General features: G+C 71.1%; 28 protein-coding genes and 3 tRNA genes. 15 read left to right on the plus strand and 16 right to left on the minus strand.

The window, feature by feature from the left end; all coding sequences use genetic code 11:
• The first annotated feature begins 79 nt into the window (after positions 1-79).
• Together N5875_RS18880 and N5875_RS18885 are read left to right on the plus strand one after the other, a co-directional pair.
• Positions 80-376, plus strand: coding sequence for a type II toxin-antitoxin system VapB family antitoxin (locus N5875_RS18880; protein WP_015034993.1), 297 nt, complete (start codon positions 80-82; stop codon positions 374-376).
• A 117-nt stretch (positions 377-493) separates the two neighbouring features.
• On the plus strand, positions 494-1,123 hold the full coding sequence (locus tag N5875_RS18885) for a LytR C-terminal domain-containing protein (RefSeq protein ID WP_318208373.1): 630 nt from the start codon (positions 494-496) through the stop codon (positions 1,121-1,123).
• Positions 1,124-1,226: 103 nt separating this feature from the next.
• Here N5875_RS18885 and upp read toward each other — a convergent pair whose 3' ends face one another.
• The gene (gene upp / locus N5875_RS18890) at positions 1,227-1,862 is read right to left on the minus strand and encodes a uracil phosphoribosyltransferase (protein WP_150268034.1); all 636 of its coding nucleotides are present in this window, start codon (positions 1,860-1,862) and stop codon (positions 1,227-1,229) included.
• Between the two features lie 92 nt (positions 1,863-1,954).
• Here upp and N5875_RS18895 point away from each other — a divergent pair, with 92 nt between their 5' ends.
• The 9 genes from N5875_RS18895 to N5875_RS18935 all read left to right on the plus strand — a co-directional run bounded on the left by N5875_RS18895 (position 1,955) and on the right by N5875_RS18935 (position 7,657).
• On the plus strand, positions 1,955-2,164 hold the full coding sequence (locus N5875_RS18895; protein WP_318208372.1) for a hypothetical protein: 210 nt from the start codon (positions 1,955-1,957) through the stop codon (positions 2,162-2,164).
• A 239-nt stretch (positions 2,165-2,403) separates the two neighbouring features.
• Entirely contained in the window at positions 2,404-2,937 is a 534-nt protein-coding gene (locus N5875_RS18900) for a hypothetical protein (protein ID WP_318208371.1), read from the plus strand.
• Positions 2,937-3,428 (plus strand): tRNA adenosine(34) deaminase TadA, encoded by a 492-nt coding sequence (tadA, locus tag N5875_RS18905; protein ID WP_338495033.1) that lies wholly within the window; start codon positions 2,937-2,939, stop codon positions 3,426-3,428. The genes N5875_RS18900 and tadA overlap by 1 nt, the downstream gene beginning before the upstream one ends.
• A 55-nt stretch (positions 3,429-3,483) precedes the next feature.
• Positions 3,484-3,568, plus strand: a tRNA-Ser gene (locus tag N5875_RS18910).
• Positions 3,569-4,015: 447 nt separating this feature from the next.
• Positions 4,016-4,180 (plus strand): hypothetical protein, encoded by a 165-nt coding sequence (locus tag N5875_RS18915; protein WP_167346861.1) that lies wholly within the window; start codon positions 4,016-4,018, stop codon positions 4,178-4,180.
• 9 nt (positions 4,181-4,189) lie between these two features.
• Positions 4,190-4,483 (plus strand): Dabb family protein, encoded by a 294-nt coding sequence (locus tag N5875_RS18920; protein ID WP_015034986.1) that lies wholly within the window; start codon positions 4,190-4,192, stop codon positions 4,481-4,483.
• Between the two features lie 266 nt (positions 4,484-4,749).
• The gene (locus tag N5875_RS18925) at positions 4,750-5,595 is read left to right on the plus strand and encodes an RNA polymerase sigma factor SigF (protein ID WP_318208355.1); all 846 of its coding nucleotides are present in this window, start codon (positions 4,750-4,752) and stop codon (positions 5,593-5,595) included.
• A gap of 235 nt (positions 5,596-5,830) precedes the next feature.
• The gene (locus N5875_RS18930; protein WP_318208354.1) at positions 5,831-6,736 is read left to right on the plus strand and encodes an RNA polymerase sigma factor SigF; all 906 of its coding nucleotides are present in this window, start codon (positions 5,831-5,833) and stop codon (positions 6,734-6,736) included.
• A gap of 636 nt (positions 6,737-7,372) precedes the next feature.
• The gene (locus N5875_RS18935; protein WP_338495036.1) at positions 7,373-7,657 is read left to right on the plus strand and encodes a hypothetical protein; all 285 of its coding nucleotides are present in this window, start codon (positions 7,373-7,375) and stop codon (positions 7,655-7,657) included.
• Here the strand turns inward: N5875_RS18935 and N5875_RS18940 are convergent.
• Entirely contained in the window at positions 7,644-8,582 is a 939-nt protein-coding gene (locus N5875_RS18940; protein WP_318208352.1) for an oxidoreductase, read from the minus strand. The genes N5875_RS18935 and N5875_RS18940 overlap by 14 nt on opposite strands.
• A 241-nt stretch (positions 8,583-8,823) precedes the next feature.
• Here N5875_RS18940 and N5875_RS18945 point away from each other — a divergent pair, with 241 nt between their 5' ends.
• Positions 8,824-9,420: a TetR family transcriptional regulator gene (locus N5875_RS18945; protein WP_318208608.1), complete on the plus strand. Its 597-nt coding sequence runs from the start codon at positions 8,824-8,826 to the stop codon at positions 9,418-9,420.
• Positions 9,421-9,495: 75 nt separating this feature from the next.
• Here N5875_RS18945 and N5875_RS18950 read toward each other — a convergent pair whose 3' ends face one another.
• Positions 9,496-9,726, minus strand: coding sequence for a hypothetical protein (locus N5875_RS18950; protein WP_318208351.1), 231 nt, complete (start codon positions 9,724-9,726; stop codon positions 9,496-9,498).
• A gap of 190 nt (positions 9,727-9,916) precedes the next feature.
• Here N5875_RS18950 and N5875_RS18955 point away from each other — a divergent pair, with 190 nt between their 5' ends.
• Positions 9,917-10,360 carry a MarR family transcriptional regulator gene (locus N5875_RS18955; RefSeq protein ID WP_338495039.1) on the plus strand — a complete coding sequence of 148 codons (444 nt, stop codon included), beginning with the start codon at positions 9,917-9,919 and terminating at the stop codon, positions 10,358-10,360.
• Positions 10,361-10,375: 15 nt separating this feature from the next.
• Positions 10,376-11,995: an MDR family MFS transporter gene (locus N5875_RS18960; RefSeq protein WP_318208349.1), complete on the plus strand. Its 1,620-nt coding sequence runs from the start codon at positions 10,376-10,378 to the stop codon at positions 11,993-11,995.
• Positions 11,996-12,082: 87 nt separating this feature from the next.
• Here N5875_RS18960 and N5875_RS18965 read toward each other — a convergent pair whose 3' ends face one another.
• From N5875_RS18965 to N5875_RS19025, 13 genes are all read right to left on the minus strand, one after another.
• The gene (locus N5875_RS18965) at positions 12,083-12,868 is read right to left on the minus strand and encodes a TetR/AcrR family transcriptional regulator (protein WP_318208348.1); all 786 of its coding nucleotides are present in this window, start codon (positions 12,866-12,868) and stop codon (positions 12,083-12,085) included.
• Positions 12,869-12,903: 35 nt separating this feature from the next.
• Positions 12,904-14,430, minus strand: coding sequence for an MFS transporter (locus tag N5875_RS18970; RefSeq protein WP_338495042.1), 1,527 nt, complete (start codon positions 14,428-14,430; stop codon positions 12,904-12,906).
• A gap of 87 nt (positions 14,431-14,517) precedes the next feature.
• A complete protein-coding gene (locus tag N5875_RS18975; protein WP_338495044.1) occupies positions 14,518-16,659 on the minus strand; it encodes a glycosyltransferase family 39 protein in 2,142 nt (713 codons plus the stop codon).
• Positions 16,656-17,939 (minus strand): bifunctional glycosyltransferase family 2/GtrA family protein, encoded by a 1,284-nt coding sequence (locus N5875_RS18980; protein ID WP_318208345.1) that lies wholly within the window; start codon positions 17,937-17,939, stop codon positions 16,656-16,658. The genes N5875_RS18975 and N5875_RS18980 overlap by 4 nt, the downstream gene beginning before the upstream one ends.
• A gap of 170 nt (positions 17,940-18,109) precedes the next feature.
• Positions 18,110-19,612, minus strand: coding sequence for a HAMP domain-containing sensor histidine kinase (locus N5875_RS18985; RefSeq protein ID WP_338495046.1), 1,503 nt, complete (start codon positions 19,610-19,612; stop codon positions 18,110-18,112).
• A gap of 114 nt (positions 19,613-19,726) precedes the next feature.
• Positions 19,727-20,470: a response regulator transcription factor gene (locus N5875_RS18990; protein ID WP_338495048.1), complete on the minus strand. Its 744-nt coding sequence runs from the start codon at positions 20,468-20,470 to the stop codon at positions 19,727-19,729.
• Between the two features lie 87 nt (positions 20,471-20,557).
• Positions 20,558-21,457, minus strand: coding sequence for an amidohydrolase family protein (locus N5875_RS18995; protein WP_338495050.1), 900 nt, complete (start codon positions 21,455-21,457; stop codon positions 20,558-20,560).
• Positions 21,458-21,479: 22 nt separating this feature from the next.
• Positions 21,480-21,824, minus strand: coding sequence for an antibiotic biosynthesis monooxygenase (locus N5875_RS19000; RefSeq protein WP_338495052.1), 345 nt, complete (start codon positions 21,822-21,824; stop codon positions 21,480-21,482).
• Positions 21,825-21,909: 85 nt separating this feature from the next.
• Positions 21,910-22,824, minus strand: coding sequence for a DUF2797 domain-containing protein (locus N5875_RS19005; protein ID WP_318208340.1), 915 nt, complete (start codon positions 22,822-22,824; stop codon positions 21,910-21,912).
• A 50-nt stretch (positions 22,825-22,874) separates the two neighbouring features.
• Positions 22,875-23,705, minus strand: a complete 831-nt coding sequence (locus N5875_RS19010; protein ID WP_318208339.1) for a BRO family protein — start codon at positions 23,703-23,705, stop codon at positions 22,875-22,877.
• A 131-nt stretch (positions 23,706-23,836) separates the two neighbouring features.
• The gene (locus N5875_RS19015) at positions 23,837-24,202 is read right to left on the minus strand and encodes a PH domain-containing protein (RefSeq protein ID WP_030318096.1); all 366 of its coding nucleotides are present in this window, start codon (positions 24,200-24,202) and stop codon (positions 23,837-23,839) included.
• Positions 24,203-24,427: 225 nt separating this feature from the next.
• Positions 24,428-24,500 (minus strand) — tRNA-Arg (locus N5875_RS19020).
• A gap of 232 nt (positions 24,501-24,732) precedes the next feature.
• A tRNA-Ser gene (locus tag N5875_RS19025) sits at positions 24,733-24,823 on the minus strand.
• A gap of 293 nt (positions 24,824-25,116) precedes the next feature.
• Between N5875_RS19025 and N5875_RS19030 the strand changes: the two genes are divergently transcribed.
• Complete coding sequence (locus N5875_RS19030; protein WP_318208338.1) at positions 25,117-25,542, plus strand: SSI family serine proteinase inhibitor; 426 nt, start codon at positions 25,117-25,119, stop codon at positions 25,540-25,542.
• The last annotated feature ends 33 nt before the right edge of the window (positions 25,543-25,575 follow it).

The raw sequence follows: 25,575 nt of genomic DNA on the forward strand, positions 1-25,575 counted from the left end.
GGTTTGTCATATTTCGCACCAGGATCCCACTACCCGGGCATGGCTGCGCCGGGAGCCGCTCGCCCGGTAGGCTTTCCGTGTGATCTTCAAGCGCATCGGAAACGGAAAGCCGTATCCCGACCACGGCCGGGAAAGCACCCGGCAGTGGGCGGACGTCGCCCCGCGCCCGGTCCGTCTCGATCAGCTGGTCACCACCAAGGGCCAGCTGGACCTGGAGACGCTGCTCGCCGAGGACTCCACGTTCTACGGCGACCTCTTCGCGCACGTCGTGAAGTGGCAGGGCGATCTCTACCTCGAGGACGGACTGCACCGCGCCGTCCGCGCGGCACTCCAGCAGCGCCAGGTGCTGCACGCCCGCGTCCTGGAAATGGACTGAGACGGCGCCGACCGGCCCCGTACTCGCTGACCCTTTCGGGGTCAGTTCGCCCCCATCCGGACGCGATCACATGATCATCAAGTAGGCATCGCCGACGGGCGGCATTACGCTGCGTTCATGAGCATGCTCACTCCCCCTGGAATGGGCGGAAAGTACCGCATCACGGGGGACGTCTACCCTCGCATGCGCCGCCCCCACCGCCGGCGCAGGATCATCCTCGCGTCCGCCGCCGCCGTGGTCGTGCTCGGCGCGGCCGGCTGGGGCACGCTCCAGCTCGTCGACGTCTTCTCCGGCGACGAGGGCACCAGGGCGACGGCCGGAAAACAGGCCGACTGCAAACCCGTCGCCCGGGCGACGACCCCGCCCGCCGCCGTCCTCCCCAAGCCCGCCCAGATCACGGTCAACGTCTACAACGCGACCCCGCGCAGCGGGCTCGCCAAGTCGACCGCGGACGAACTCAAGAAGCGCGGCTTCAAGATCGGCAAGGTGGGGAACGCTCCCGCCGCCTACGACAAGAAGGTCCCCGGCGCCGGTCTGCTCCTCGGCGCCACGACCGCCGCCAAGGGCGTCTTCCCGGTCCTCGGCACCCAGCTCGCGGGCGCCACGACGAAGACGGACACCCGGGGCACGGCGGACGTGGACCTGATCATCGGGACCGCCTTCAAGAACCTGGCCCCGAAGAAGACGGCGGACGCGGCCCTGGTCGCCCTGACCAAGCCCGCGCCCGTACCGACCGGAAAGTGCTGAGGTAGTTTTTCGTGTTCGGCGGAGCCGACAGCGCTTGTTCGGCGGAGCCGACAGTGCCTATTCGGCGGAGCCGACAGTGCCTATTCGGCGGAGCCGACAGTGCCTATTCGGCGGAGCCGTACATGCGGTCGCCCGCGTCGCCCAGGCCCGGGACGATGTAGCCGTTCTCGTTGAGACGCTCGTCGACCGAGGCCGTCACGACGGTGACGGGGGTGCCCGCCAGCTCGCGCTCCATGATCTCGACGCCCTCCGGGGCGGCGAGGAGCACGACCGCGGTCACGTCGTCGGCGCCGCGCTTGATGAGCTCCTGGATGGCCGCGACGAGCGTGCCGCCGGTCGCCAGCATCGGGTCCAGGACGTACACCTGGCGGCCCGAGAGGTCCTCCGGCATCCGCGTGGCGTAGGTCGACGCCTCCAGCGTCTCCTCGTTGCGGATCATGCCCAGGAAGCCGACCTCGGCGGTCGGGAGCAGCCGGACCATGCCGTCGAGCATGCCGAGCCCGGCGCGCAGGATCGGGACCACCAGCGGACGCGGGTACGACAGCTTCACGCCGGTCGTGGGCGTCACGGGGGTCTCGATGTCGACCTGCTCGGTCCGGACGTCCCTGGTGGCCTCGTAGGCGAGCAGGGTGACCAGCTCGTCGGCGAGCCGACGGAAGGTCGCGGAGTCCGTGCGCTTGTCGCGCAGCGTGGTGAGCTTGTGGGCGACCAGCGGGTGATCGACGACGTGGAGACGCATGACTCAACAGTAGCCCGCCGCGCACTGGCGTCGACCCGCGCCACTGGGGGAAGGTGGGAACACGGGGACCCGGCGATGGGGTGGAGTGGCCCATGCCCGACCTGGAAGAACCGGCCGAGGGTGCCGCCGAGGGGGCGGCCCGGAAGCCGGCACCGGAGACCGACGCGGAGCGCCGCAGGCGCCGCGCCCAGTTCCTCCGTGAACTGGGCGAGGCCAAGGCGCTGCGTGAACGCGTCCAGCCGAGGCGGGCCCGGGCGGCCCGGATGCGCCAGGCCATGCGCATGCGGACGTTCCGCTGGTGAGCCGCCCGCCGCTCCGTGCCCGGCCACGCCCTGTCCCGTCCCCGTCCCGTCCCCTTGTGCGCCCCCAGCGTGCGCCGGGGTCGCACGCCCGCCCGATCGCGGGGTCGTTCAGACTGATGCACGACTCAAGAGCCGAAGACCTCTCCTGTGGGCGCCGTATCTGTCACGATGCCGATTGGGCGGGGCATCAGGAGCGCGCCGCCGGATCGTCACACCTCTGATCAGTGGGAGAGAGTCAGGTGTACTTCGCCGCACTGCTCGCGCGCACCGAAGACGGGTGGGAAGCGAGCGACACGGAGCTCGACGACGTGGAGACCCTGTCGGATCTGACCGAGCTCGCCCGCGAGGCCTCGGACGACGACACGGTGATCGTCTTCATCGAGCAGGAGGACGCGTGGTTCGGGATCGTACGGATCGAGGGTGAGGAAGACCCTCGCATCTACGTCTCGGACGGCGCCGCCGCCGCCCGTTCCTCGTACGGGGAGATCCTCACCCGGGAGATCCTCGGCGACGACCTGGACGACATCGTCGACGAGCTCGAGTCGCTGGACCTGGACGGCACGGAGGACGGGGAGCCGCTCGACGGCGACACGGACGACGACGAGGAGACGAGCGTCGCCGCCGAGGCCGTACCGGCCGCTCCGGTCGGCGACCGGCTGATCCTTGCGGACCTCGGTATGTCCGCGGCGGACCTGCTGGCGCTCGAAAGCGAGGCGCTCGCGGAGATCGCGGACGCGCTGGGGGCCGCCGAGGTCCTGGAGGCCGTCCGCTAGTGGCCCGCGCTGTACCAGTCGTACCTGCGCCCGACCCCGTTCGGGACCCCTGGCGGGACGCCATGCGGCTCGCCCTGGCCGAGGCCGACGCGGCCCTGCCGGCCGGTGACGTACCGGTCGGCGCGGTCGTACTCGGCCCGGACGGCGCCGTGCTCGCGCGCGGGCACAACGAGCGGGAGGCGGCCGGTGACCCCACCGCGCACGCCGAGGTGCTCGCCCTGCGCCGGGCGGCCGCGGCGACCGGGGAGTGGCGGCTGACGGGCTGCACGCTGGTCGTGACCCTGGAGCCGTGCGTGATGTGCGCGGGGGCACTCGTCCAGTCGCGGGTCGAGCGGGTGGTGTTCGGCGCGCCCGACGAGAAGGCGGGCGCGGCCGGTTCGCTCTGGGACCTCGTGCGGGACCGCCGGCTCAACCACCGGCCCGAGGTGATCCAGGGCGTGCTCGGCGAGGAGTGCGCGGAACAGCTCACGGCCTTCTTCCGCACCCGCTGACCTGCCACGGGATACGGATTTCATCGCAGCGCGAGTTTCGGCTAAGCTCTCTCTCGGTAGCGTGTCCGAGCGGCCGAAGGAGCTCGCCTCGAAAGCGAGTGTGGCGCAAGTCACCGAGGGTTCAAATCCCTCCGCTACCGCTTCGATCGAAGGGCCCGGTGCATTGCACCGGGCCCTTCGGCGTATCCCCGTACAGTCCTCCCGTCCTCCCGTCCTCGCGATACGACAGAGGCCCCGTACGCGCGCGTGGCGCGGCCGGGGCCTTCTTTCGTCGGGCAGGGAAGCTTGGACGGGGGGAGCGGCATCGGGGGGACAAGCCGCTCCCCCCGATGAGAACCGGTCCTACAAGTCCTGCGCCGCGGTCAGGGGGGAAGCTCGCGGCGCGGACCCCGCAGTGCGGGCCGGTTCCAGGAGCCCTTCCGATTCCTGCCAGATCTTCCGGGCTCGACATCCATCCTGCTCCGTCATCACCCTTCCGGGTGGCGGCGAAAGGCCTCGATCTTCGGGCCCTTGGTCCATAAAGCCTCGGTTAGAGTGGCGCGGTCGTACGGCGGGGGAACAGGCGGGGGAACACGGGAGGGCTGGCCATGGCGCAAGCGAAGAAGGTCGCGCTCTACGCGGTCTCGGTCTTTGTGCTGTACACGATCATCACGTCCCCGGCCCGGGCCGCTGATCTCGTACAGGTAGGGTTCGAGGGCATTTCCAGCGCCGCCCAGGGTGTCGGCGAGTTCATGACCGAACTCATCAACTAGGAGCCCTTCGTGATCCGCCATCTGGTCCTCTTCAAGCTCAACGACGGTGTCGCGCGCGACGAGCCGCGTGTCGTCGCCGGCGTCGAGGCGTTCCGCGCCCTCGGCGACCAGATCCCGGAGCTGCGCTTCTGGGAGTGCGACTGGAACATCACGGACCGGCCGATCGCGTACGACTTCGCCATCAACTCGGCCGTCGAGGACACCGACGCGCTCCAGCGCTACCTGGAGCACCCCGCGCACCAGGCGGGTGTCGCCCAGTGGCGCGAGTTCGCCACCTGGGTGATCGCGGACTACGCGTTCTAGTCCGCGTTCGACGCGTTCCGGGTCTGCGTTCGACGCGTTCCGGTCCGCGATCGACGCCCCGCCCCCCGCCGTCGAGGTGGGGGGCTTTTTCGTGCGCGATTCCACGCGTGACCTCCCCTTTTTCCGTCACTATGCCCTCAACACGTCGATATGCGGTGCTTGCACACAGTGGACATGTCTTGTGATGCTATGACCGCTTTTGACGGATGAGTTGACCGTAGTTGACCCAGTCGACCAGCAAGACCAGCCAAAGGGGTGGCGTGAACGTGCCGGCCAGTACAGCGCCTCAGGTCCCGCCCCAGCACGAGGCGGGCGGGGCGGAGACCCCCCGCCCGCGGCCCCAGAGCACCCGTGGCGCCGACACCCGCGCCCTCACCCAGGTGCTCTTCGGGCAGCTCAAGAACCTGGAACCGGGCACTCCCGAGCACCACCGGGTGCGCGGGGCCCTCATCGAGGCCAACCTCCCCCTCGTGCGGTACGCGGCGGCCCGCTTCCGTTCCCGCAACGAGCCGATGGAGGACGTCGTCCAGGTCGGCACCATCGGCCTGATCAACGCCATCGACCGCTTCGACCCCGACCGAGGCGTCCAGTTCCCGACGTTCGCCATGCCGACCGTCGTCGGCGAGATCAAGCGGTACTTCCGCGACAACGTCCGCACCGTGCACGTGCCCCGCCGGCTGCACGAGCTCTGGGTCCAGGTGAACGGCGCCACCGAGGACCTCACGACCGCCCACGGCCGCTCCCCCACGACCGCCGAGATCGCCGAGCGGCTGCGGATCGCCGAGGACGAGGTACTCGCCTGCATCGAGGCCGGACGCTCGTACCACGCGACCTCCCTGGAGGCCGCACAGGAGGGCGATGGACTGCCCGGCCTGCTCGACCGGCTCGGCTACGAGGACCCCGCCCTCGCCGGCGTCGAGCACCGCGACCTCGTCCGCCACCTGCTCGTCCAACTGCCCGAGCGGGAGCAGCGGATCCTGATGCTGCGCTACTACAGCAATCTGACGCAGTCCCAGATCAGCCAGGAACTCGGCGTCTCCCAGATGCATGTGTCAAGGCTCCTCGCCCGCAGCTTCGCGCGTTTGAGATCCGCAAACAGAATCGAGGCGTAACCGGATCGGGTAGACCGGTTCGGAGCAGTTCTGCGGCGCCCCAAATGCCGTACACCCCTTGTTTCCTGCGGATATGCACCCTCGCCTTGTCGACAAGTCACTACAGCGTGTTGCCGACATGTGACATTCTGCTGGAACCGAGTTTGCCGCAGCCCCGCCGCCGGTATTCAGGTGGAGGCTGCGTTCCTCAGATGGTCGCGGCCACCGCGACCGTCCGCGACCTCAAGGGGGTGGCATGTCCACAGAACTGGGCAGCTCGAAGGTGCTCACGCTCACGCCCGTTCCCGTGCCCACGCAGACGACGGCGCCGACCGCGACCGAGAGCGCGGAGACCGCGCCTCCGCCGATGGTCGTCACGTCCGGAGCCCTCGACACCCGCACCCTCTCCCGCTCCCTCTTCCTGAGGCTGCGCGCCCTCGACACCGAGGGTGCCGCCGCCGACAGCCCGGAGCGGACCTACGTCCGCGACACCCTCATCGAGCTCAACCTCCCCCTCGTGCGGTACGCGGCGGCCCGCTTCCGCTCCCGCAACGAGCCGATGGAGGACATCGTCCAGGTCGGCACCATCGGCCTGATCAAGGCGATCGACCGCTTCGACTGCGAACGGGGCGTGGAGTTCCCGACGTTCGCGATGCCGACGGTCGTCGGTGAGATCAAGCGCTTCTTCCGCGACACCTCCTGGTCGGTCCGCGTCCCGCGTCGGCTCCAGGAGCTGCGCCTCGCCCTCACCAAGGCCAGCGACGAGCTCGCCCAGAAGCTCGACCGCTCCCCCACCGTGCCCGAACTCGCCGCCGTGCTCGGGGTGTCGGAGGAGGACGTCGTCGACGGCCTCGCCGTGGGCAACGCGTACACCGCCTCCTCGCTCGACTCCCCCTCGCCCGAGGACGACGGCGGCGAGGGCTCCCTCGCCGACCGCCTGGGCTACGAGGACACGGCGCTCGAAGGCGTCGAGTACCGCGAGTCGCTCAAGCCGCTGCTCGCCAAACTCCCGCCCCGGGAGCGGCAGATCATCATGCTGCGCTTCTTCGCCAACATGACCCAGTCGCAGATCGGCGAGGAGGTCGGCATCTCCCAGATGCACGTCTCGCGGCTGCTCACCCGCACCCTCGCCCAGCTGCGCGAGGGCCTCATCGCCGACTGAAGTTCCGCGAAGGGCTCCCTTGTTGACGGATCGTCAGACAGACTGGCGGTTATGAGGCGAAGGAAGCCCGGACTCGTAGCGGTGGCGCTCTGCCTCGGCGGGGCGCTGACCGCCTGTGGCGGCGGAGGAGACGGCGAGGGGTACGCGGCGGTGGGCGCCGGCCCCTCCCCGGGAGCGGCGGGCACCCCGTCGGGCGCGGTCACCCTGGTGCCCCTGGACGGCCCGACGACGAGCGGGGACACGTCCAGCACGTCGTCACCCTCGCCGGAGCCGGAAACGCCGTCCATGCCGCCACCGGCGGACGGGGACACGGCACCCCCGGGCCCGTCCGGGTCTTCCGGTACGGATACGGGATCGGGATCGGGACCTGGGTCGGGACCTGGATCGGGACCTGGGTCGGGACCTGGATCGGGACCTGGATCGGGGTCGAGTACGAGTACGGGGTCCGGTACGGCTCCGACGACCGAGCCGGGCGGCACGGGATCCGGCAGTACGCCCCCGGGTTCCGGCACCGGAACCCCTCCCCGTACGCCCTCCCCGCCGCCCTCGAAGCCCGCGCCCGGCACCACCGCCCCGGCACCGCCCGCGACCCCGGCGCCCACACCCACCCCCGGCCCCGCCCTGGTCACCGTCTCCGTGCCCGTCCTCGCCGACGGCGAGCGGCGCTGGTGCGAGAAGGTGACGGTCACCTTCCGGAACAGCGGGGGTACGGCGGCCCGTTCGGGCACGGTCACCTTCGCCACGCACGTCATCGGGGCCCTCGGCGTCGACTGGGCGACCCTCACGTCCACCCAGCCCCTGCCCGCGCCGATCGCCGCCGGGGCGGCGCGGACGGAGACGTACACCGTGTGCGTGGACTCCTGGCGGGTGCCGCTGGGGATGCGTGTCGACACCCAGAAGGTGACCGCTACCTGGCGGTGACGGGGAAGCGCACCTCGGTCAGGCGTTCCGAGAGCTCCCACAGCTCGCGACCTGTCCCGGGATCGGTCGCCTCGGTGGAGAGGCGTACGCGGGTGGGTGCGCCGCGCAGTTCGGCCATGCCGTCGGGGCCGATGAACTCGCCGCCCCGCACGTCCGGTTCGGTCGCCGCGTACAGCTGCGGCAGCGCGCCCTGCTCGGGACGCTGGGCGATGTGCGGATTGCCGAGGTGGATGAAGATCCACCGCTGGAGGCCGGAGGTGTCCCGGGTCTGGAGCCGGGTCGCGGTGTAGCCGGGGTGGGCGAGCACGCTCCGGACCGGGCTGCCGGACGCGCTCAGGCGCCGGTGCAGTTCCTGCCCGAAGACGGCGTTGGCGAACTTCGACTGGTCGTAGAAGGTCATGGGCGCGTAGCCGTGCTCGCCGGTGAGGTCGTCGAGGCGGAGGCTGCCCTGCCGGTGCTTGATCGAGCTGACCGTGACCACCCGGGGGTCCCGTCCGGCGGCGAGCAGGTCGAGCAGCAGTCCGGTGAGCGCGAAGTGGCCGAGGTGGTTGGTGGCGAACTGGAGCTCGTGCCCCTGGGCGCTGAGGGTGCGGGGCGGGGCCATCACGCCCGCGTTGTTGACGAGCACGTCCAGGCGCGGGTGCTCCTCGCGCATCCGGTCGGCGAAGGCGCGTACCGAGTCGAGGTCGGCGAGGTCGAGCGGGCGTACGGCGAGCAGGCCCGGCGCGACCCCGGCCGCGACGAGCTCGTCGACGGCCCGGTGGCCCTTCTCCTCGTCCCGTACGGCGAGGATCACCCGTCCGCCGCGGCCGGCGAGCGCCCGGGTGGTGGCGAGGCCGAGGCCGCTGTTGGCCCCGGTGACGAGGAAGAGCCGCCCGGTCTGGTCCGGGATCCGATCGGCGGTCCAGCGCTGCTTCTTGGTCATACGACACACGCTGCCGCTTGTGTCACCGAGTGTCAAGCAGGCAACCGCGCGCCATCAAGGCGTCCTGGTGTCACCGAAGGCACCACGTTACGATCTGCCCGTGAGCATCCGCCCCGAAGTCGACCCCGCGCCCGGTGGCGCGACCGGGCCCAGCCCCGGTGCCGGTCCCGGCCGAGCCACCGGCCCCAGCCTCGGTCCCGGTCCCGGTCCCGGCCGAGCCACCGGCCCCGCCCCCGTCAGCCTGGCCCAGCGCAAGCGTCAGCTCGTCGCGACCGAGCTCACCGAAGCGGCCCTCCAACTCCTCGCCCTCAAGGGATTCGACGCCGTCACCGTCGACGAGATCGCGACCACCGCCGGGGTCTCCAAGCGGACCTTCTTCCGGTACTTCGCGTCCAAGGAGGACGTGGTCGTCCAGTTCCTGGCCGACATGGGCGCCGACATGCGCGCGGGCCTCGCCGCCCGGCCCGCCGGGGAGCGCCCCTCCGAGGCGCTCCTGCACGCCGTCTCCGTACCCCTGACGATCTGCGACGACCACGCCGAGCGGGCCCTGCCGGTGGTCCGGCTGATCCTGCGCACCCCCGCCCTGCTCGCCCGCTTCCTGGAGCACCAGGCGCGGTGGCGGGAGGACCTGACGGAGGAGCTGGCGGCCCGCCTGGGCCGCGACCCCCGGGCCGACCTCTACCCCCGGCTGGCCGCGGGCATGGCGCTCGCCGCCTTCGATGCCGTACTGCACCGGTGGAGCGAGGGTGAGGACGCGGGGAGCTCCGCGGACCCGAGCGCCCTGATCGGGGAGGCTTTCGCGGTGCTCACGCCCGCGCTGGACTCCGCGGCCTCCTGATCGGAAAGAGAAAGGTGGGCCGGGTCCGCAGGCTGCGGACCCGGCCCACCTCGGGCCTGTGGATGTGCGGAGCGGTCAGAGGGCCAGCCAGGCGACGGCCGCCAGGACGACGATCACCGCGACCACGCCCACGATCAGTCCGACCTTCGGGCCGCCCGACGCGGCCGCGGCCTGCGGCTGCCGCTGCTGCGGGGCGCCCTCGTCGACGAAGGCGCGGAACATCTGCGTGTTGCCGGCGGGGTCGTAACCCTCGGGGCCCTGCGGGGGCTGGCCCTGGCCGTACGGTGCTTGGGGGTTGTGTGCCATGGGTCAGGACCCTAGCGAAGTACGGGTGAGGGGCCCAAGCCCCGTCCCCAGGACTCTGCGGAACCGTCCGTGACCCACACGTCCGCTCCACCTTTGCCGTTTCTTTAGCGCCGTTTGACCGATTTAGTTTGCCTGAAGCAACCATCCATCTCTATGGTTGCCCTAAGCAACAAGATGTACGGGGTGCCCGATGGCGACACGGAACAGGTACGAAGAACTCGCCCGCTCGGTGAGTGCGATCGGGGCCGTGAAGCGCGGACTCGCCCGCGCCCTGCCCGTCGAATGCCAGGGCGGCTCGGCGGCCGTGCTCGCCCTGGTCAAGCACCACGGCGACATGCGGATGAGCCGGCTCGCGGAACTCATGGCCGTCGACATGTCCGTGTGCAGTCGCCAGGTGGCGCACACGGTGGAACACGGCTGGATCGAGCGACTGCCCGATCCGGATGACAAGCGCTCCCGCATCCTGCGGCTCACCGACGCGGGCCACGCGATGCTCGGCGAACTCGACCGCCGGGTGACCGAGGCCTTCTCCCGCCACCTCGCGGAGTGGTCCGACGACGACGTCGAACTCCTCACCCACCTGCTCGCCCGCCTCCGCGACTCCTTCGGGGACTGCCGGGCCCACCACGCTTGAGAAAAAAGGAAGTTCATGGCTACGACCACGCCCGACACCGGTGTGCGGGACGGCCTCACCGGTGCTGGTGGCGGCGCGACCGCCCCGATGACACACCGGCAGATCATGGAGGCGCTGTCCGGGCTGCTGCTCGGCATGTTCGTCGCCATCCTGTCCTCGACGATCGTCTCCAACGCCCTCCCCCAGATCATCACCGACCTGGGCGGCGGCCAGTCCGCGTACACCTGGGTGGTCACCGCCGCGCTGCTTTCGATGACCGCGACCACCCCGCTCTGGGGCAAGCTCGCGGACCTCTTCTCCAAGAAGCTGCTCGTCCAGATAGCCCTGATCATCTACGTGGCGGGCTCGATCGTCGCCGGTCTCTCGCAGAGCACCGGCATGCTCATCGCCTGCCGTGTCGTGCAGGGCATCGGCGTCGGCGGTCTGACCGCCCTCTCCCAGATCATCCTGGCCGCGATGATCGCCCCGCGTGAGCGCGGCCGGTACAGCGGCTACCTCGGCGCGACCTTCGCCGTCGCCACCGTCGGCGGCCCGCTGCTCGGCGGCGTCATCACCGACACCGACTGGCTCGGCTGGCGCTGGTGCTTCTACGTGGGCGTGCCCTTCGCGTTCATCGCGCTGGTCGTCCTGCAGAAGACGCTCAAGCTCCCCGTCGTGAAGCGCAAGGTCAAGGTCGACTGGGCCGGCGCCTTCTTCATCAGTGCCGCGGTCTCCCTGCTCCTCATCTGGGTCACCTTCGCGGGCGACAAGTACGACTGGATGTCCTGGCAGACGGCCGTGATGGTGCTCGGTTCGGTCGCGCTCGGCGGGATCTTCCTGCTCGTCGAGTCGAAGGCGAGCGAGCCGATCATCCCGCTCCGCCTCTTCCGCAACCGCACGATCACCCTGGCCTCGCTCGCCTCGCTCTTCGTGGGTGTCGCGATGTTCGCCGGCACGGTCTTCTTCAGCCAGTACTTCCAGCTGGCGCGGAACGAGTCGCCGACGATGTCCGGCGTCCTCACCATCCCGATGATCGCGGGCCTGTTCGTCTCCTCCACCGTCTCGGGTCTGGTCATCACCAAGACCGGCCGGTGGAAGGCGTGGCTGGTCAGCGGCGGCGCCTTCGCCGCGGGCGGTCTCGGCCTGCTCGGCACGATCCGCTACGACACGGCGTACTGGCACATCGCGCTGTTCATGGCGGTCCTCGGCCTCGGCCTCGGCATGATGATGCAGAACCTGGTGCTCTGCACCCAGAACCAGGTGGCCCCCGCCGACCTCGGCGCCGCCTCCTCCGTCGTCACCTTCTTCCGCTCCCTGGGCGGTGCGATCGGTGTCTCGGCACTCGGCGCGGTCATGGCCCACCGGGTCACGAGCTACGTCAAGGAGGGCCTGGCCGAGCTCGGTCCGAAGGCCGCGGGCGCCATGGGCCAGGGCGGCACCGGCGGCGGCATCCCCGACATGGACAAGCTGCCGGCCCCGATCCGCACGGTCATGGAGGACGCGTACGGGCACGGTGTCGCCGATGTCTTCCTCTACTCGGCGCCGTTCGCGCTGCTGGCCTTCGTGGTGACGCTGTTCATCAAGGAAGTCGCCCTGAAGAGCAGCTCGGTGAAGGGCTCCGAGGAAGGCTCCGCCGAGGGCTCCGACGAGGGCTAGAGAAACTCCCGGCCGCGCTTCGAGCGGAGGCGCGGCCGGGTCCGGTACGGAGCGGCGGGCAGGGGACGGCCCGCCGCTCCGTCATGTTCATGGTCCGGTTTCACGGGTGTTGGTTTCACGGGAAACCATGGTCTCGATGCCGGCGACCAGGACATCCAGGGCGTAGGCGAAGTCGCGGTCCCAGATGACGCTGACGCTGCCGTGCGAGGCCCGCTCGTCGAGGATCTCCTTCATGCCCTGGGACTGGTCCACGAAAGCCGGGTCGTCCCTGAAGGCCTTGATCGAGTCCACGTAGAAATCGTCCTGCGACATGCCCGCCTCCGCCGCACGGCGCCCGAACTGGGCCTCGATCGTCCCGTAGCCGTACACGAACTGGAACACCGCCGACATCGCGCTCGGCTGGCGCTCCAGCGAGAGGCCGGTGTCCCGGATCGCCTCGTGGATCTTCTGGCCGACGGCGATCGCCTTCGGGCCGATGTTCAGGTACTGGCCGGCGGAGGGCGACATCCAGGGGTGGCCGACCAGCATCCGCCGGTACTCCAGGGCGAGGACGTGGATCCGCTCCCGCCAGTCCACCGCGGCGTCGATCGCCGCGAGGTCGAACTCGCCGTACACGCTGTCCATGGCGAACTCGATGATGTCGTCCTTGGTGTCCACGTACCAGTACAGGGACATCGCGGTGACGTTCAGCTCGGCCGCCAGCTTGCGCATCGACAGCTTGGCCAGGCCCTCCTCGTCGAGCATCCGGATCGCGGCGGCGACGATCCGGTCCCGGTCGAGCCCGGCCGGACCGCCGCCGCTCCGCGGAGTCCGCGTCTCCAGCCAGACGCTGGAACGCGCCGGGTTCTTGGCCCGGTCGGCTGCCTTGACCATCGCGTTCCTCCGTCTGTCAGTTCTCGGTGCCCATGCTAGGCAGCGGTGGGCTGCTCGGGCGTCAGGGCCTTCTCCGTCCGCTCGGCCCGCCGGAGCAGGGCCGCCGCGACCAGACCGCCGGCGAAGACGGCGATCGCGCCGACCAGCTGGCTCGTCTGGAGGCCGGAGGCGAACGCGTCGGAGATCTCCTGCCGTTCGGCCTCGCTGCCGGCGGCGGCGAGGGCGGCCGGGAGGGAGGTCGCGGTGACGGCGACGAGCGCGGCGAAGCGCGCGTTGAGGACGGCGCCGAGGACGGCGACACCGAGGCCGTTGCCGAACTCGGCGAGGGTGCCGTTGATCCCGGCGCCCACGCCCGCCTTCTCCGGCGGGATCGAGCTCATGATCGCGTTGGCCATGGCCGGGGAGGAGACGGCGATGCCGCCGCCCATCAGGACCAGGCCGAGGAGCATGCCCGCGTAGCTGCCGTCGGTGCCGCCGCCGAGCAGCGAGATCGAGGTCAGGCCGGCGGCGACCAGGGTCATGCCGAGGACGACGGTGGGCGGGGTGCCCAGCTTCATGACGATCTTCGGGCCGATGCCGGTCAGGTTGAGGCCGACGATCGTCAGCGCGAGCGGCGCCATCCGCAGACCCGCCTCCAGCGGCTCGTAGCCGAGCACGAACTGCAGGTGCTGGGTGAGCAGGAAGAGCGAGCCGCCCATGCCGAAGACGACCAGGATCGAACCGCCGATGGCGCCGATGAACTTCTGGTTCCGGAAGAAGTGCATGTCGAGCATCGGGTACGGGGTGTGCAGCTCCCACAGGGCGAACGCGCCGAGGCCGAGCAGCCCGATCGCGGCCGGGACCAGCACCTGGGCGGAGACCCAGCCGTGCTCGGGGCCACTGATGATCGCGTACACGACGGCGGTCATGCCGATGGTGGAGAGCAGCGCGCCGAGCAGGTCGGGGCGCTCGCCCTGGGGGTTCTTGGACTCCGGTACGAGCTTGAGGACGGCGACCAGGGCCACGACGGCGACCGGAATGTTGATCAGGAAGATCATTCCCCACCAGAAGTGGTTCAGGATCACGCCGCCGATCAGCGGCCCGCCGGCGAAGCCGAGGGAGGCGACGGTGGACCAGAGCGCGATGGCCTTGACCCGCTCCGAGTCGTCGAAGATCTGCATGACGACGGCGAGGGTGGTTGTCATCAGGAGCGCGCCGCCGACGCCCATGCCCGCGCGGGCGGCGATCAGCTGCGCGGTGGAGTCGGCGAGGCCGGCGGCGAGCGAGCCGATACCGAAGAGCGCGAGGCCGATCGCGAGCAGCTTCTTGCGGCCGTAGCGGTCGGCGGCGTTGCCCGCGCTGAGCAGCAGGCCGGACTGGACGAGCGAGTACGCGTTGATCATCCACTGGATGTCGGTGGTGGTCGCGTGGAGTTCGGAGGTCAGCGACGGGATGGCGACGCTGAGGACGGTGTTGTCGAGCAGCACGGTGAGCTGGGCGAGGCAGATGACGCCGAGGATCAGCCAGCGCTGAGGGTGACCACCGGTGGTGGTCGGTTCGGTCGCGGCGGTCGTCGCCGTCATGGGCAGGACTCCTTGTACGGTGTACGGGACCAGGTCTCGTACACCGTACAAGGACTCTCTTACGCTGTATAGCGATTTCTTCCGCGGTTACTTCTCGGTGGTGAGGTCGTAGAAGGTGGCGTTGCCGATCGTCACCTTCTCGAAGGTCTCCGCGACCCAGGTGGAGATCTCCGAGTTGCCGCCGGGGCCACCGCTGCCGATGAAGTAGTGGATCTTCCCTTCGGCGACGTACTGCTTGAACTGCGCGAGCGTCGGGGACGGGTCGCTGCCGTTGAAGCCGCCGATCGCCATGACCGGTTTCTCGGTGGCGAGCTGGTAGCCGGCCGCGTTCTGGGCGCCGACCGTGGCCGCGACCCAGGTGTACGCGTCGGCGTCTTCGAGGAGCGCGGTCTTGGCCTCCGTACCGACGCGGGCGCCGTTGAGCAATCCGCCCATACCGCCGCCACCGCCACCGCCGGGGCCTTCGCCCCGGGTCATGCCCTGTCCTTGCGGCGGGGTGCCACCGGCCATCCGACCTCGGCCCTGGCCCTGGCCACCGGCCATCTGACCGCCCCGGCCTGCCTGACCACCGGGCATCTGACCACCCTGGCCTGCCTGACCACCGGGCATCTGACCACCCTGGCCACCACCCTGGCCGCCCGGGAATCCCCCGCCCTCCATCATCCGCACGCCGCCGGGACCCCGGCCGCCCATCGCGCCGCCCGCCGGGCCCGCCGTGACGATCGAGCCCTGGTGGCCGGCGTCCACCGTCGCCAGGGTGTACGCGAACGGGCCCGCGAGCCCCGCCGCCAGGCCGAGGCCCGCGACCGCGAGGCCGAGCCGACGGTCCACCCGGCCCGCGAACAGCAGCCCGAGCGCGGCCGCCGCGCCCGCGACCAGGACCGTCCAGCGCAGCCACGGCAGCCAGTCCGGCGTGCGGCCGAGCAGGGTCCATCCCCACCAGGCGGTCACCGCCACCGCCACCGCGAGGGCCACCGAGGCGAGCGGACGGGTGCGCTCCTCCCAGAGCACGGCCGCGCCCATGCCGACGAGCGCCGCCAGGTACGGGGCCAGGGCCACCGTGTAGTACTCGTGGAAGATGCCGGCCATGAAGCTGAACACGGCCAACGTGATCAGCAGCGACCCGCCCCACACCAGGAACGCCGAGCGTGCCGTGTCCGTCCGGGGCGCCCGCCGGGTGACGACGAGACCCGCGACGAGCAGGATCAGCGCGGCCGGCAGCAGCCAGGAGATCTGGCCGCCGATGGAGTCGTTGAACATCCGGACGATGCCGGTCTCGCCCCATCGGCCACCGCCACCACCTCCCCCGCCGCCACCACCGACGCTGCCGGTCTCGTCGCCGTTGATCCGGCCGAGGCCGTTGTAGCCGAAGGTCAGCTCAAGGAAGCTGTTGTTCTGCGAGCCTCCGACGTACGGGCGGGAGGACTCCGGCCACAGCTCGACCAGGGCCACCCACCAGCCCGCCGAGACGAGCATCGCGAGCCCGCCCAGGCCGAGTCGGCCGAGCCTCCGTGCCAACCCGCCGGGCGCGCACACCACGTACACGAGCGCGAGCGGCGGCAGGATCAGGAAGGCCTGGAGGGTCTTCGCGAGGAACGCGAACCCGAAGGCCACCCCGGCCCACACGAGCCACTTCGCCGCGCCCCGGTCCTCCTCCAGGGCCCGCAGCACGCAGTACACGGCGACCGTCATGAGCAGGGCGAGCAGCGCGTCCGGGTTGTTGAAGCGGAACATCAGCGCCGCCACGGGCGTGAGCGCCAGGACGACGCCCGCGATCATGCCCGCGCCCGCGCCGAAGCGGCGCCGTACGGCCGCGTAGAGCACGGCGACGGTCGCCACGCCCATGAGCACCTCGGGCACGAGGATCTGCCAGGAGCCGAGGCCGAAGAGGCGGACGGAGAGGGCCATCGGCCAGAGGGCGGCCGGGGGCTTGTCCACGGTGATGGCGTTGGCCGCGTCGAGCGAGCCGAAGAAGAAGGCCTTCCAGCTCTCGCCGCCCGCCTGGACGGCGGCGGAGTAGAAGGAGTTGGCGTAGCCGGAGGCGCTCAGGTTCCACAGGTAGAGCGCGGCGGTGACGGCGAGCAGGCCGAGGAAGGCGGGCCGGACCCAAGGGGCGTCCTCGGCGCGGCCGCGCCGGAGTCGGGTGAGCGGGCCACCGCGGGACGGCGCCGCATGGGCCGCGCCGCCGGCCGGCGCGGCCGGGGAGATCTCCGGGAAGGTCGAGGTCATCGGTCGTTCCTTGGGTCGTTCCGTGAGGTGGACCGCTCGGGGAAGACCCAGAGACGGAAGAGGAGGAAGCGCAGAACGGTCGCGGCGAGGTTGGCGACGACCAGGACGGCGAGTTCGGTGGAGTGCGCCGGATCGCCGGTCGCCGCACCGAGGGCGGCGAGCGAACCGCTGGTCAGGGCCAGGCCGATGGCGAAGACCACGAGTCCCTGCGCCTGGTGGCGGACGGCCCGGTCCCGGCCCCGTACCCCGAAGGTGAGCCGCCGGTTGGCCGCCGTGTTGGCGACGGCGGAGACGAGGAGCGCGGCGGCGTTGGCGAACTGCGGGCCGACGCCGAGCCGGAAGAGCGAGTACAGGGCGATGTAGAAGAGCGTCGACAGCACCCCGACCACGCAGAAGCCGACCAGTTGCCGGGCCAGTCCGCCCGGCACACCGGTGAGTTCACGGTCCCGGGGGTCGTCCCCGAAGGGCCGGGCCAGCCGGTCGAGCGGCAGCGAACCCGTCGCGAGGGCCCGGCCCACCCGCCAGACGCCCTTCAGGTCGTCGGCGGCCGTGCTCACGATGTGCACGGTCGATTCGGGGTCGTCGACCCAGTCGACGGGCACCTCGTGGATGCGCAGCCCGGCCCGCTCGGCGAGGACCAGCAGCTCGGTGTCGAAGAACCAGCCGGTGTCCTCCACCATCGGGAGGAGCCGCTCGGCGACATCGCGCCGGATCGCCTTGAACCCGCACTGCGCGTCGGAGAACCGGGCGGCGAGCGAGCCGCGCAGGATCAGGTTGTACGCGCGCGAGATGAACTCCCGCTTCGGGCCGCGCACCACCCGCGAGGAGCGGGCGAGCCGGGAGCCGATCGCCAGGTCGGAGTGGCCGGAGATGAGCGGCGCGACCAGCGGGAGCAGGGCGTTCAGGTCGGTGGACAGGTCCACGTCCATATAGGCGAGGACGGGCGCGTCCGAGCCCGACCATACCGTCCGCAGCGCCCGGCCGCGCCCCTTCTGCTCCAGCCGTACGGAGCGCACCTCGGGCACCTCGGCGGCGAGACCGGCGGCGACCTCGGGGGTGCTGTCGGTGGAGGCGTTGTCGGCGACGGTGATGCGGAAGCCGTACGGGAAGGTCCGGAGGAGGTGTTCGTGGAGCCGGCGGACGCACGGCTCCAGATCCTTCTCCTCGTTGTGGACGGGGATCACCACGTCCAGGACGGGCCGTCCCGCGATGTTCACCGGCAGGTGCTCCCGGGCGGGGAGGGCCCCGGACGTGGGCCCCGCGATCGTTGGGGTTCGCATGCCACCGACACTCGCCGGGGCCGCTGTCACGGCTGTGTGATGAGCCTGTGGCCTGCCTGTGAGTGGGGTTCCGCCGGGGGGCGCGGGGGTCTGCCGAGGACACGGGGGTCCGCCGGGGACGCGGGGGTCTGCCGAGGACACGGCGGTCCGCCGGGGACGCGGGGGTCCGGCTACGCGGCAGCGGGCAGCCGGACGGTGAAGACGGTCCGGCCGGGGGCGCTCTCTACGCCCACCTCGCCCCCGTGCGCGCTCACCACCGCCCGGACGATGGCGAGCCCGAGGCCGGTGGATCCGGCGTTGCGGGAGCGGGAGGCGTCGCCGCGCGCGAACCGCTCGAAGACGGCGGGCAGGAGCGCGGCCGGGATGCCGGGCCCGTCGTCCTCGATCCGGACGGTCACCGCGCCGGGTTCGGTGCGGACCCGGGCGGTGACCTCGGTCCCGGGCGGGGTGTGGGTACGGGCGTTGGCGAGGAGGTTGACGAGGACCTGCTGGATTCGGGCGCCGTCCGCCCGTACGGGGCTGCCGCCGTCCTCGGGCAGTTCGAGGCTCCAGTGGTGGTCGGGCCCGGCGGCGCGGGCGTCGCTCACCGCGTCCACGACGAGCGGGACGAGGTCGGTGGGCTCGTACGAGAGGGGGCGTCCGGCGTCGAGCCGGGCGAGCAGCAGCAGGTCCTCCACCAGGCCCGTCATCCGGGTCGCCTCGGACTCGATGCGGCCGAGGGCGTGCCGGGTGTCGGGCCCGCACTCCTCACGGCCGCGCCGGGTCAGCTCCGCGTACCCGCGGATCGAGGCGAGCGGGGTGCGCAGTTCGTGGCTGGCGTCGGCGACGAACTGCCGGACACGGGTCTCGCTCTGCTGGCGGGCGTCGAGCGCCGAGTGGACGTGGTCGAGCATCCGGTTGATGGCGGCGCCGACCTGGCCGACCTCGGTCCGCGGATCGGCCTCGGCTTCCGGGACCCGCTGGTGGAGCGCCACCTCGCCGCTGTGCAGCGGCAGCCGGGCGACCTGACCGGCGGTGGAGGCGACCCGTCGCAGCGGCCGCAGGGCGACCCGGACGAGTACGGTCCCGGCGAGCGAGGCGGCGAAGAGCCCGGCGCCGGTGACGCTCAGCTCGACGAGGATCAGGGTGGAGAGGGCCTTGTCGACGGAGGCCAGCGGGATGCCGGTGAGGTAGGTGCCGTTGTCCCCGGAGGCGTACTCGATCCGGTACGAGCCGAGGCCGCCGGGCAGATCGACGGTGTGCGGCTCGCCGTCGCGCGGGACTGCCGCGAGCGCGGCCCGCTGGGCTTCGTCGAGCGTCTTGATCCGGAAGTCCCGCCCGTACCCCCCGCCGTCCTCGGCCTCCGCCGAGTACCCGGCCGAGGTCACCACGCCGCCCGAGAGGACCGCGCCCAGGGTGCCGGTGGGAATGCTGGGCCCCACGACGAACCCGAGCGGGTCCTTCCCGCCCCGGTCCGGCGCGGGCCCGCCGGCCATCCCGGGCGGCGGTCCGGCGGCCCGGTTCGAGACGGCCCGGACCTCCTCGTCGGCCCGGTCGTACAGGTACGAGCGGAACGCGATCGTCGTGACCGTGCCGATGACGGCCGCGACGACCGCGATCAGCGCGACCGCCGAGACGACGAGCCGGGTCCGAAGCGACCACGGCCCCCGCGTCCGCGCAGACCGTGGCCGCACAGCCCCTGCCCGCGCAGACCGTGGCCGCACAGCCCCTGCCCGCGCAGACCGTGGCCGCACAGCCCCTGTCCACGGAGACCGTGGCCGCTGCCCCGCACCCCGCAACACGAGCCGCTACTCCCCCGGCTTGATGAGATAGCCGGCCCCGCGACGGGTGTGGATCATCGGGGCGCGCCCCGCGTCGAGCTTCCGCCGCAGGTACGAGATGTAGAGCTCGACGACATTGGCCTGACCGCCGAAGTCGTACGACCAGACCCGGTCGAGGATCTGCGCCTTGCTGAGCACGCGCCGCGGATTGCGCATCAGATAGCGCAGCAGCTCGAACTCGGTCGCCGTGAGATGGATCGAGACCCCGCCCCGGGTGACGTCGTGACTGTCCTCGTCGAGGGTGAGGTCCCCGACGACGAGCAGCGACTCGCTGCGCGCGAGAGCCGCCCCCGACCTGCGGATGAGCCCGCGCAGCCGGGCCACGACCTCCTCCAGGCTGAACGGCTTGGTGACGTAGTCGTCGCCGCCGGCCGTGAGACCGGCGATCCGGTCCTCGACGGCGTCCTTCGCCGTCAGGAACAGCACCGGAACATCGGGCAGTTCACGCCGGATCCGGCCGAGCAGACTCAGCCCGTCGACGTCGGGCAGCATGATGTCGAGGATGACGACGTCGGGCCGGAACTCGCGCGCGGAGCGCAGGGCGGCGGCCCCGTCCCCGGCGCTGCGCACCTGCCAGCCCTCGTAGCGCAGGGCCATGGAGAGCAGCTCGGCGAGCGAGGCCTCGTCGTCGACGACGAGCACACGGACGGCGGTTCCGTCGGCACGGAGCATGTCGGCGCGGGTGCCGGTACGGCGTGTGGTGACGGTCATGGAATCCACGCTGTAGGCCGCCGCTGAGAGGTCTCTTTCCCTTTCCTGTGAATTCCCTGAGAACGTGAGAAAGGAGCGGCGGGGCCCTCAGGGTTTCACGTGAAACAACGCGGCGCCGTTCTCGTACAGGACACCCCGAAGCCAGTCGTCCCCCAGCCCGAGGCGTTCGAGGGCCTGGAGCTGGTGCACGTACGGATACGGGATGTTCGGGAAGTCGGAGCCGAGGAGGATCCGGTCACCGACGTCCACGAGCCGCGAGAGCTCCGCCCGGGGGAAGGGCGCGAGCCGCTCGCTGAAGTCGGTGAAGGCCATGGTGGTGTCGAGGTGGACGCCCTCGTACCGCTGGGTGAGGTCGAGGAAGTCGCCGTACTCGGGCATCCCCATATGGGCGACGATCACCCGGAGTCGGGGATGGCGGGCGAGCAGGCGCCCCATGGGCCCGGGTCCGGTGAACCGGCCCGGGGTGGGACCGGAGCCGCAGTGCACCACCACCGGGGTACCGGAGTCGGCGAGCGCTCCCCACGCCCCGTCGAGCTCCGGGTCGGTCGGGTCGAAACCGCCGACCTGGAGGTGCACCTTGAAGACCCGGGCCCCCTCGTCGAGTGCCTCGTGGACGTACCGGTCGACGCCCGGTTCGGGGAAGAAGGTCGCGGTGTGCAGACAGTCGGGGGTACGGGAGGCGAAGTCGGCGGCCCAGGAGTTCAGCCAGGGGGCCATGCCGGGCTTGTGCGGGTAGAGCATCGCGGTGAACGCGACCGCCCCGAAGCCCCGCAGGAGGGCGAGCCGGCGCTCCTCCTCCTCGCGGTAGGTGATGGGCCACTCCGTCCCGGTCAGGGGACCGACGGCGTCGAAGTAGGCCCAGACCTTGTCGAGGACGTTCTGCGGCATGAAGTGCGTGTGCACATCGACGAGCCCCGGAATCCCGAGCCGCTCGACGAGCACCCGGATGTCTCCGCTCTCGCCGTTCTCACCGCTTCCGCCACTCACGGCGGAGCCGCTACCGGACCTGCTACTCGCGCTCAAAGCTGTAACTCCGCTCGACCTTGCCGATGTGGACGCTGTAGCTGTCGTACCAGTGCTCCCGTCCATAGGCCTTGGCGGCCTGGTGCCGAGTGTCGAGGCGCCAGGCGTCGAGGGACTCCAGGTCCCTGAAATAGGCGATGGAGATGCCCATGCCGCCGGGGGTGCGGGCGGTCTCGTAGCCGAGGAAGCCGGGGACCGCGCTGACGATCTCGCGCATCCGGACGGCGGTGTCGGCGTAGCTCTCGGGGGTGTCGAGGGCGTCGGGCCGGATCGAAGTGAACACAGCGGTGTAGTAGGGCGGTTCGATGTCCGCCACCAGCTTGGGGGTCATGTGATCACCCTCGCGGGGCAGGTGGCGGGATGTCCACGGCACCCGGGGAAAGGGATCCAAGACTTTACGAAGGGACCGCCGGCCGTCAGAAGAGCTCCCCCTGGCTGCTCGGGTCGACGGCGGACACCGCTTCCGTCACCGGCACGGAGAAGGCGTCCCCCTCCCCCGCGCCCTGGAGCACCCACCCGCCCATCAGCCGGGTGTCGAGCGCGAGACAGCGTCCGCCGGCGTCGAGCAGGTGCAGATCAGGTCCGGCGGCGGCGAGCAGCCGCCCGCTGACGACACCCCCGTCGACCAGCTCCGTGACCGTGCCGGCGAACGCCGGCAGCCCGTCGAGGCCGAAGGCGGCGACGTGGTCGCGCGCGGTGAACTCCAGCGGCTCCAGGGTCTCCGTCCAGCCGCCGACCTCCCGCGCCCGCCCGTACAGCTCCTGGACCTCCAGGGCCCGGTCCGGGGCGGACGGCAGGCGGTGCCGGGCGGCGCGCTTCCGCTCGTACGCCACCCGGTCGGGGACCCCGAGCGCCTGCCGGAGCACCTCCTCGGTCCGCCGGGCCGCCATCAGGGGCCCCCGCCCGAGCCAGCTGAACGTGACGGCGCCCTGTTCGAGCAGCCGGGCCTCGCCCCGGGCCTCCGCGGTGATCCCGACCTTGGTCATCCCGGGTCCGAACCACGCCAGGTACACGCGGTACGGCTGCGGATCGTCCAGGAAGGTGTCGGCGGCGACGGAGTGGGCCCGATCGAGCCGCGCGCACTCCGCGCACCGCCCGCCGGTGGCCCGGCCGGGCACGACGGCCTCCAGCGGGCAGGGATTCCCCCGGGCTCCCGGGCACCGCCGCTCCCCCACGGCCCGGAAGGCGAGCCCCTGCCCGTAGGCGAGGGCACTGACCCTCCCGCCCCGCCACCGCAGCCCGGGGACGCCTCCGCCCCAGGTGATCCCCCGACACCGCCACTCCACGCCCACGCCTCCCTGTGATCCCCGGATGTCCAGTCTCCGCCACATCCGCAGAGCGGACCGAAAGGCGAACGACATCGTCATGCGGGACGGCCGGCTCAGGGCAGGACGTAGATCCGTGCCCCGTCGGCGTCGGGCCCGCCGACCTCCCGCATGTACCCGCGCTCGATCAGGAGGCGCACGCAGTCCCGGACGCGTTCGCCGGAGAGACCGGTGCGCCGGGTGACGTCCTGGGCCCGGTAGCGAACGCCGCCGCGGACCAGGGCGGGAGCCAGACAGCTGGCGACCGCGCGCATGTCCCCGGTGATGGCCCAGGACTCGACGAGCTCCTGGGGGCTGAGCGCGACGGCGGCGGCGCCGCTGCGCTGACGGGGCACGGAGAGCCGTTCAAGGGAGTCGGCGACCCTTGAGAGGCTCCGCCGGGTCTCGCGGAGCAGCTCCGCGTATTCGGCGTGCTCGGCGTACGCGACGGCCGCCCGCTCGTCGAACTGCCCGTCGAGCCGTACGAGGACGTCGACGAGCTCCGGCGGCAGCACGAACCCGGTGTGCGCGGGGGAGGGTTCGAGCCCGTACCCCCCGTACCGCTGGACCGCCGCTATGACTTCGGCCGTCCACGCCCGGAACGGCCCGGCCTCCGGTCTCCGGCAGGCCCCGACGAGCTGGACGAGCCCCTGCAGGCTCACCATCCGCGTCGCCGCCCTGATCCCGCACCGGCCGGAGAACTCCTCGCCCCCGGCGAGCTCCCGCGCGGACGCCAGGCACGTCCCGGGCAGCGCCACCGTCCGCAGCGCCTCCCGGGTCCCCGCGTACCCCAGCCGCTTCGCCACGTCCACGACGGGGAACCAGTGGGTTCCGTCGGGCGCGGTCAGCCTCCGCAGGGGCGCGCCGGTGGCGGCGTACACCAAGTCATCGATGTCGATCGCGTCCATCGATCATCACCTCCGCCTCGCAAGCTAGGCCGAGGGCATATTCAACTGACATGCAAATCAGACAGGTTCACCCAAAAGGGGAGAGATTCCCGGGTATACCCCCGGAAATCCCTCCCCACACCTACCGCTGCCTACCGGGCGACGAACTGGGTGAGGATCGCCTGCACCTCGTAGATGTCGACACCCTTGGTGAAGGTCTTCTGGACCGGCAGCTGGCTGCCCGAGATCCAGATCTTCAGCTCGGCGTCCAGATCGAAGGTGCCGGCGGTCTCGACCGCGAAGTGCGTGATGCTCTTGTACGGGATCGAGTGGTACTCGACCTTCTTGCCGGTGATGCCCTGCTTGTCGACCAGCACGAGCCGCCGGTCGGTGAAGAAGATGGTGTCGCGGATCAGCAGGTACGCGGCGTGCACCTGCTCCCCCTGCCCGAGCAGCCGCGCGTAGTCCTGCTGCGCCTGCGCCGGATCAATCGCGTGCGCGTTCCCGAAGAGCGCCATGCCCCAACCCCCACATTCGAAGAGAAAAGAACGATCATCCGACCCTAACCCTCCACACCCCACCGCACCGAAGGCCCCGAAGGCGGCTGTCGGACGGGGTCGGCTGCTGGGATCGCGGTACGGAACTTCGGCGATCGGGTACGTGGCATCCCCTGCACCGCTCAGCTCGCTGTACGCCCCGGAAACGCAAGAGGCCCGGACTCTCGTCCGGGCCTCTCATCTGTGTGCACTCGGCAGGATTCGAACCTGCAACCTTCTGATCCGTAGTCAGATGCTCTATCCGTTAAGCTACGAGTGCTTGTTCTTTTGTTTTGCCTTCGCTCCCCGGTCTTTCGACCCGCTCGCGGCGACAGACAGAACATTACATGACTGCCGCCGCCATGTGAAATCCATTGGCCACACCCCTTGTGACCTGCGGAAATGCCGCATGGGCCGCGCGTGCGGCCGGGCGGTGGGGCTGTCTGGACGGGGCGTGGGCGAGCCCGAAACGGCCGAAGCCCCGGCCTGTGGGGCCGGGGCTTCGGTAGGGGCGGAGGCGGAGGGATTTGAACCCTCGATGGGCTTTAAAACCCAAACCGCATTAGCAGTGCGGCGCCATAGACCGGACTAGGCGACGCCTCCATGCACCCCGCGCATACGCGAGTGGTGCGTGCAGATGATGACACAGGCGAACCGGCTGTCACCAATCGATTCTCACCGTACTAGCCCTCCGGGGTCGAGGGCAAAGCCCAGCGGCCCCGACGTGGCGCCCGTCGAAGCGCCCGGGTCTCCTGCGCCGCCCGCCCGGCGCACCCCGCTTGCGCAACGCCCCGGCGTCCGGAGCGTTAGAGGGGGCGGGTGCGTCGTGCGCCCCCCGTCCGACGTACACCGCCGCTTTCCGCCGCTCCCCCTCTCCCCCGCTCCTGGAGATCCGCATGCTGCGCCGCCTCGTCCTCGCGACCCTCGCCACCGCCGCCGCCGGCACCGCGGGGCTCGGCCCGCTCCCGCCGCTGCCCCTGCTCTCACCGCCCGAGAAGCTGACCGTGACCGTCTCCGAGAGCGGCTATCCCGATGCCGACGGCACCTTCGAGCTGAGGTGCGACGACCAGGCCGGCGGAAACCACCCGGCGCGCGAGAAGGCCTGTGAGCGCCTGGAGCAGCTCGCGAAGGAGGGCGGGAACCCGTTCAAGCCCGTGCCCGCGGACCAGTTCTGCACACAGGTGTACGGCGGCCCCGCCGTCGCCCACATCACCGGCACCTGGCAGGGCCGCACCGTCGACGCCCGTTTCTCCCGCGCCAACGGCTGCGAGATCAACCGCTGGGAGAATCTGGAGCCGGTCCTTCCTCTTGTCCGGGGATGAGACGGGATGGGACGGGATGAGACCGGGGTCACC

The sequence above is a fragment of the Streptomyces sp. SJL17-4 genome (assembly GCF_036826855.1).
GTDB lineage: Bacteria > Actinomycetota > Actinomycetes > Streptomycetales > Streptomycetaceae > Streptomyces.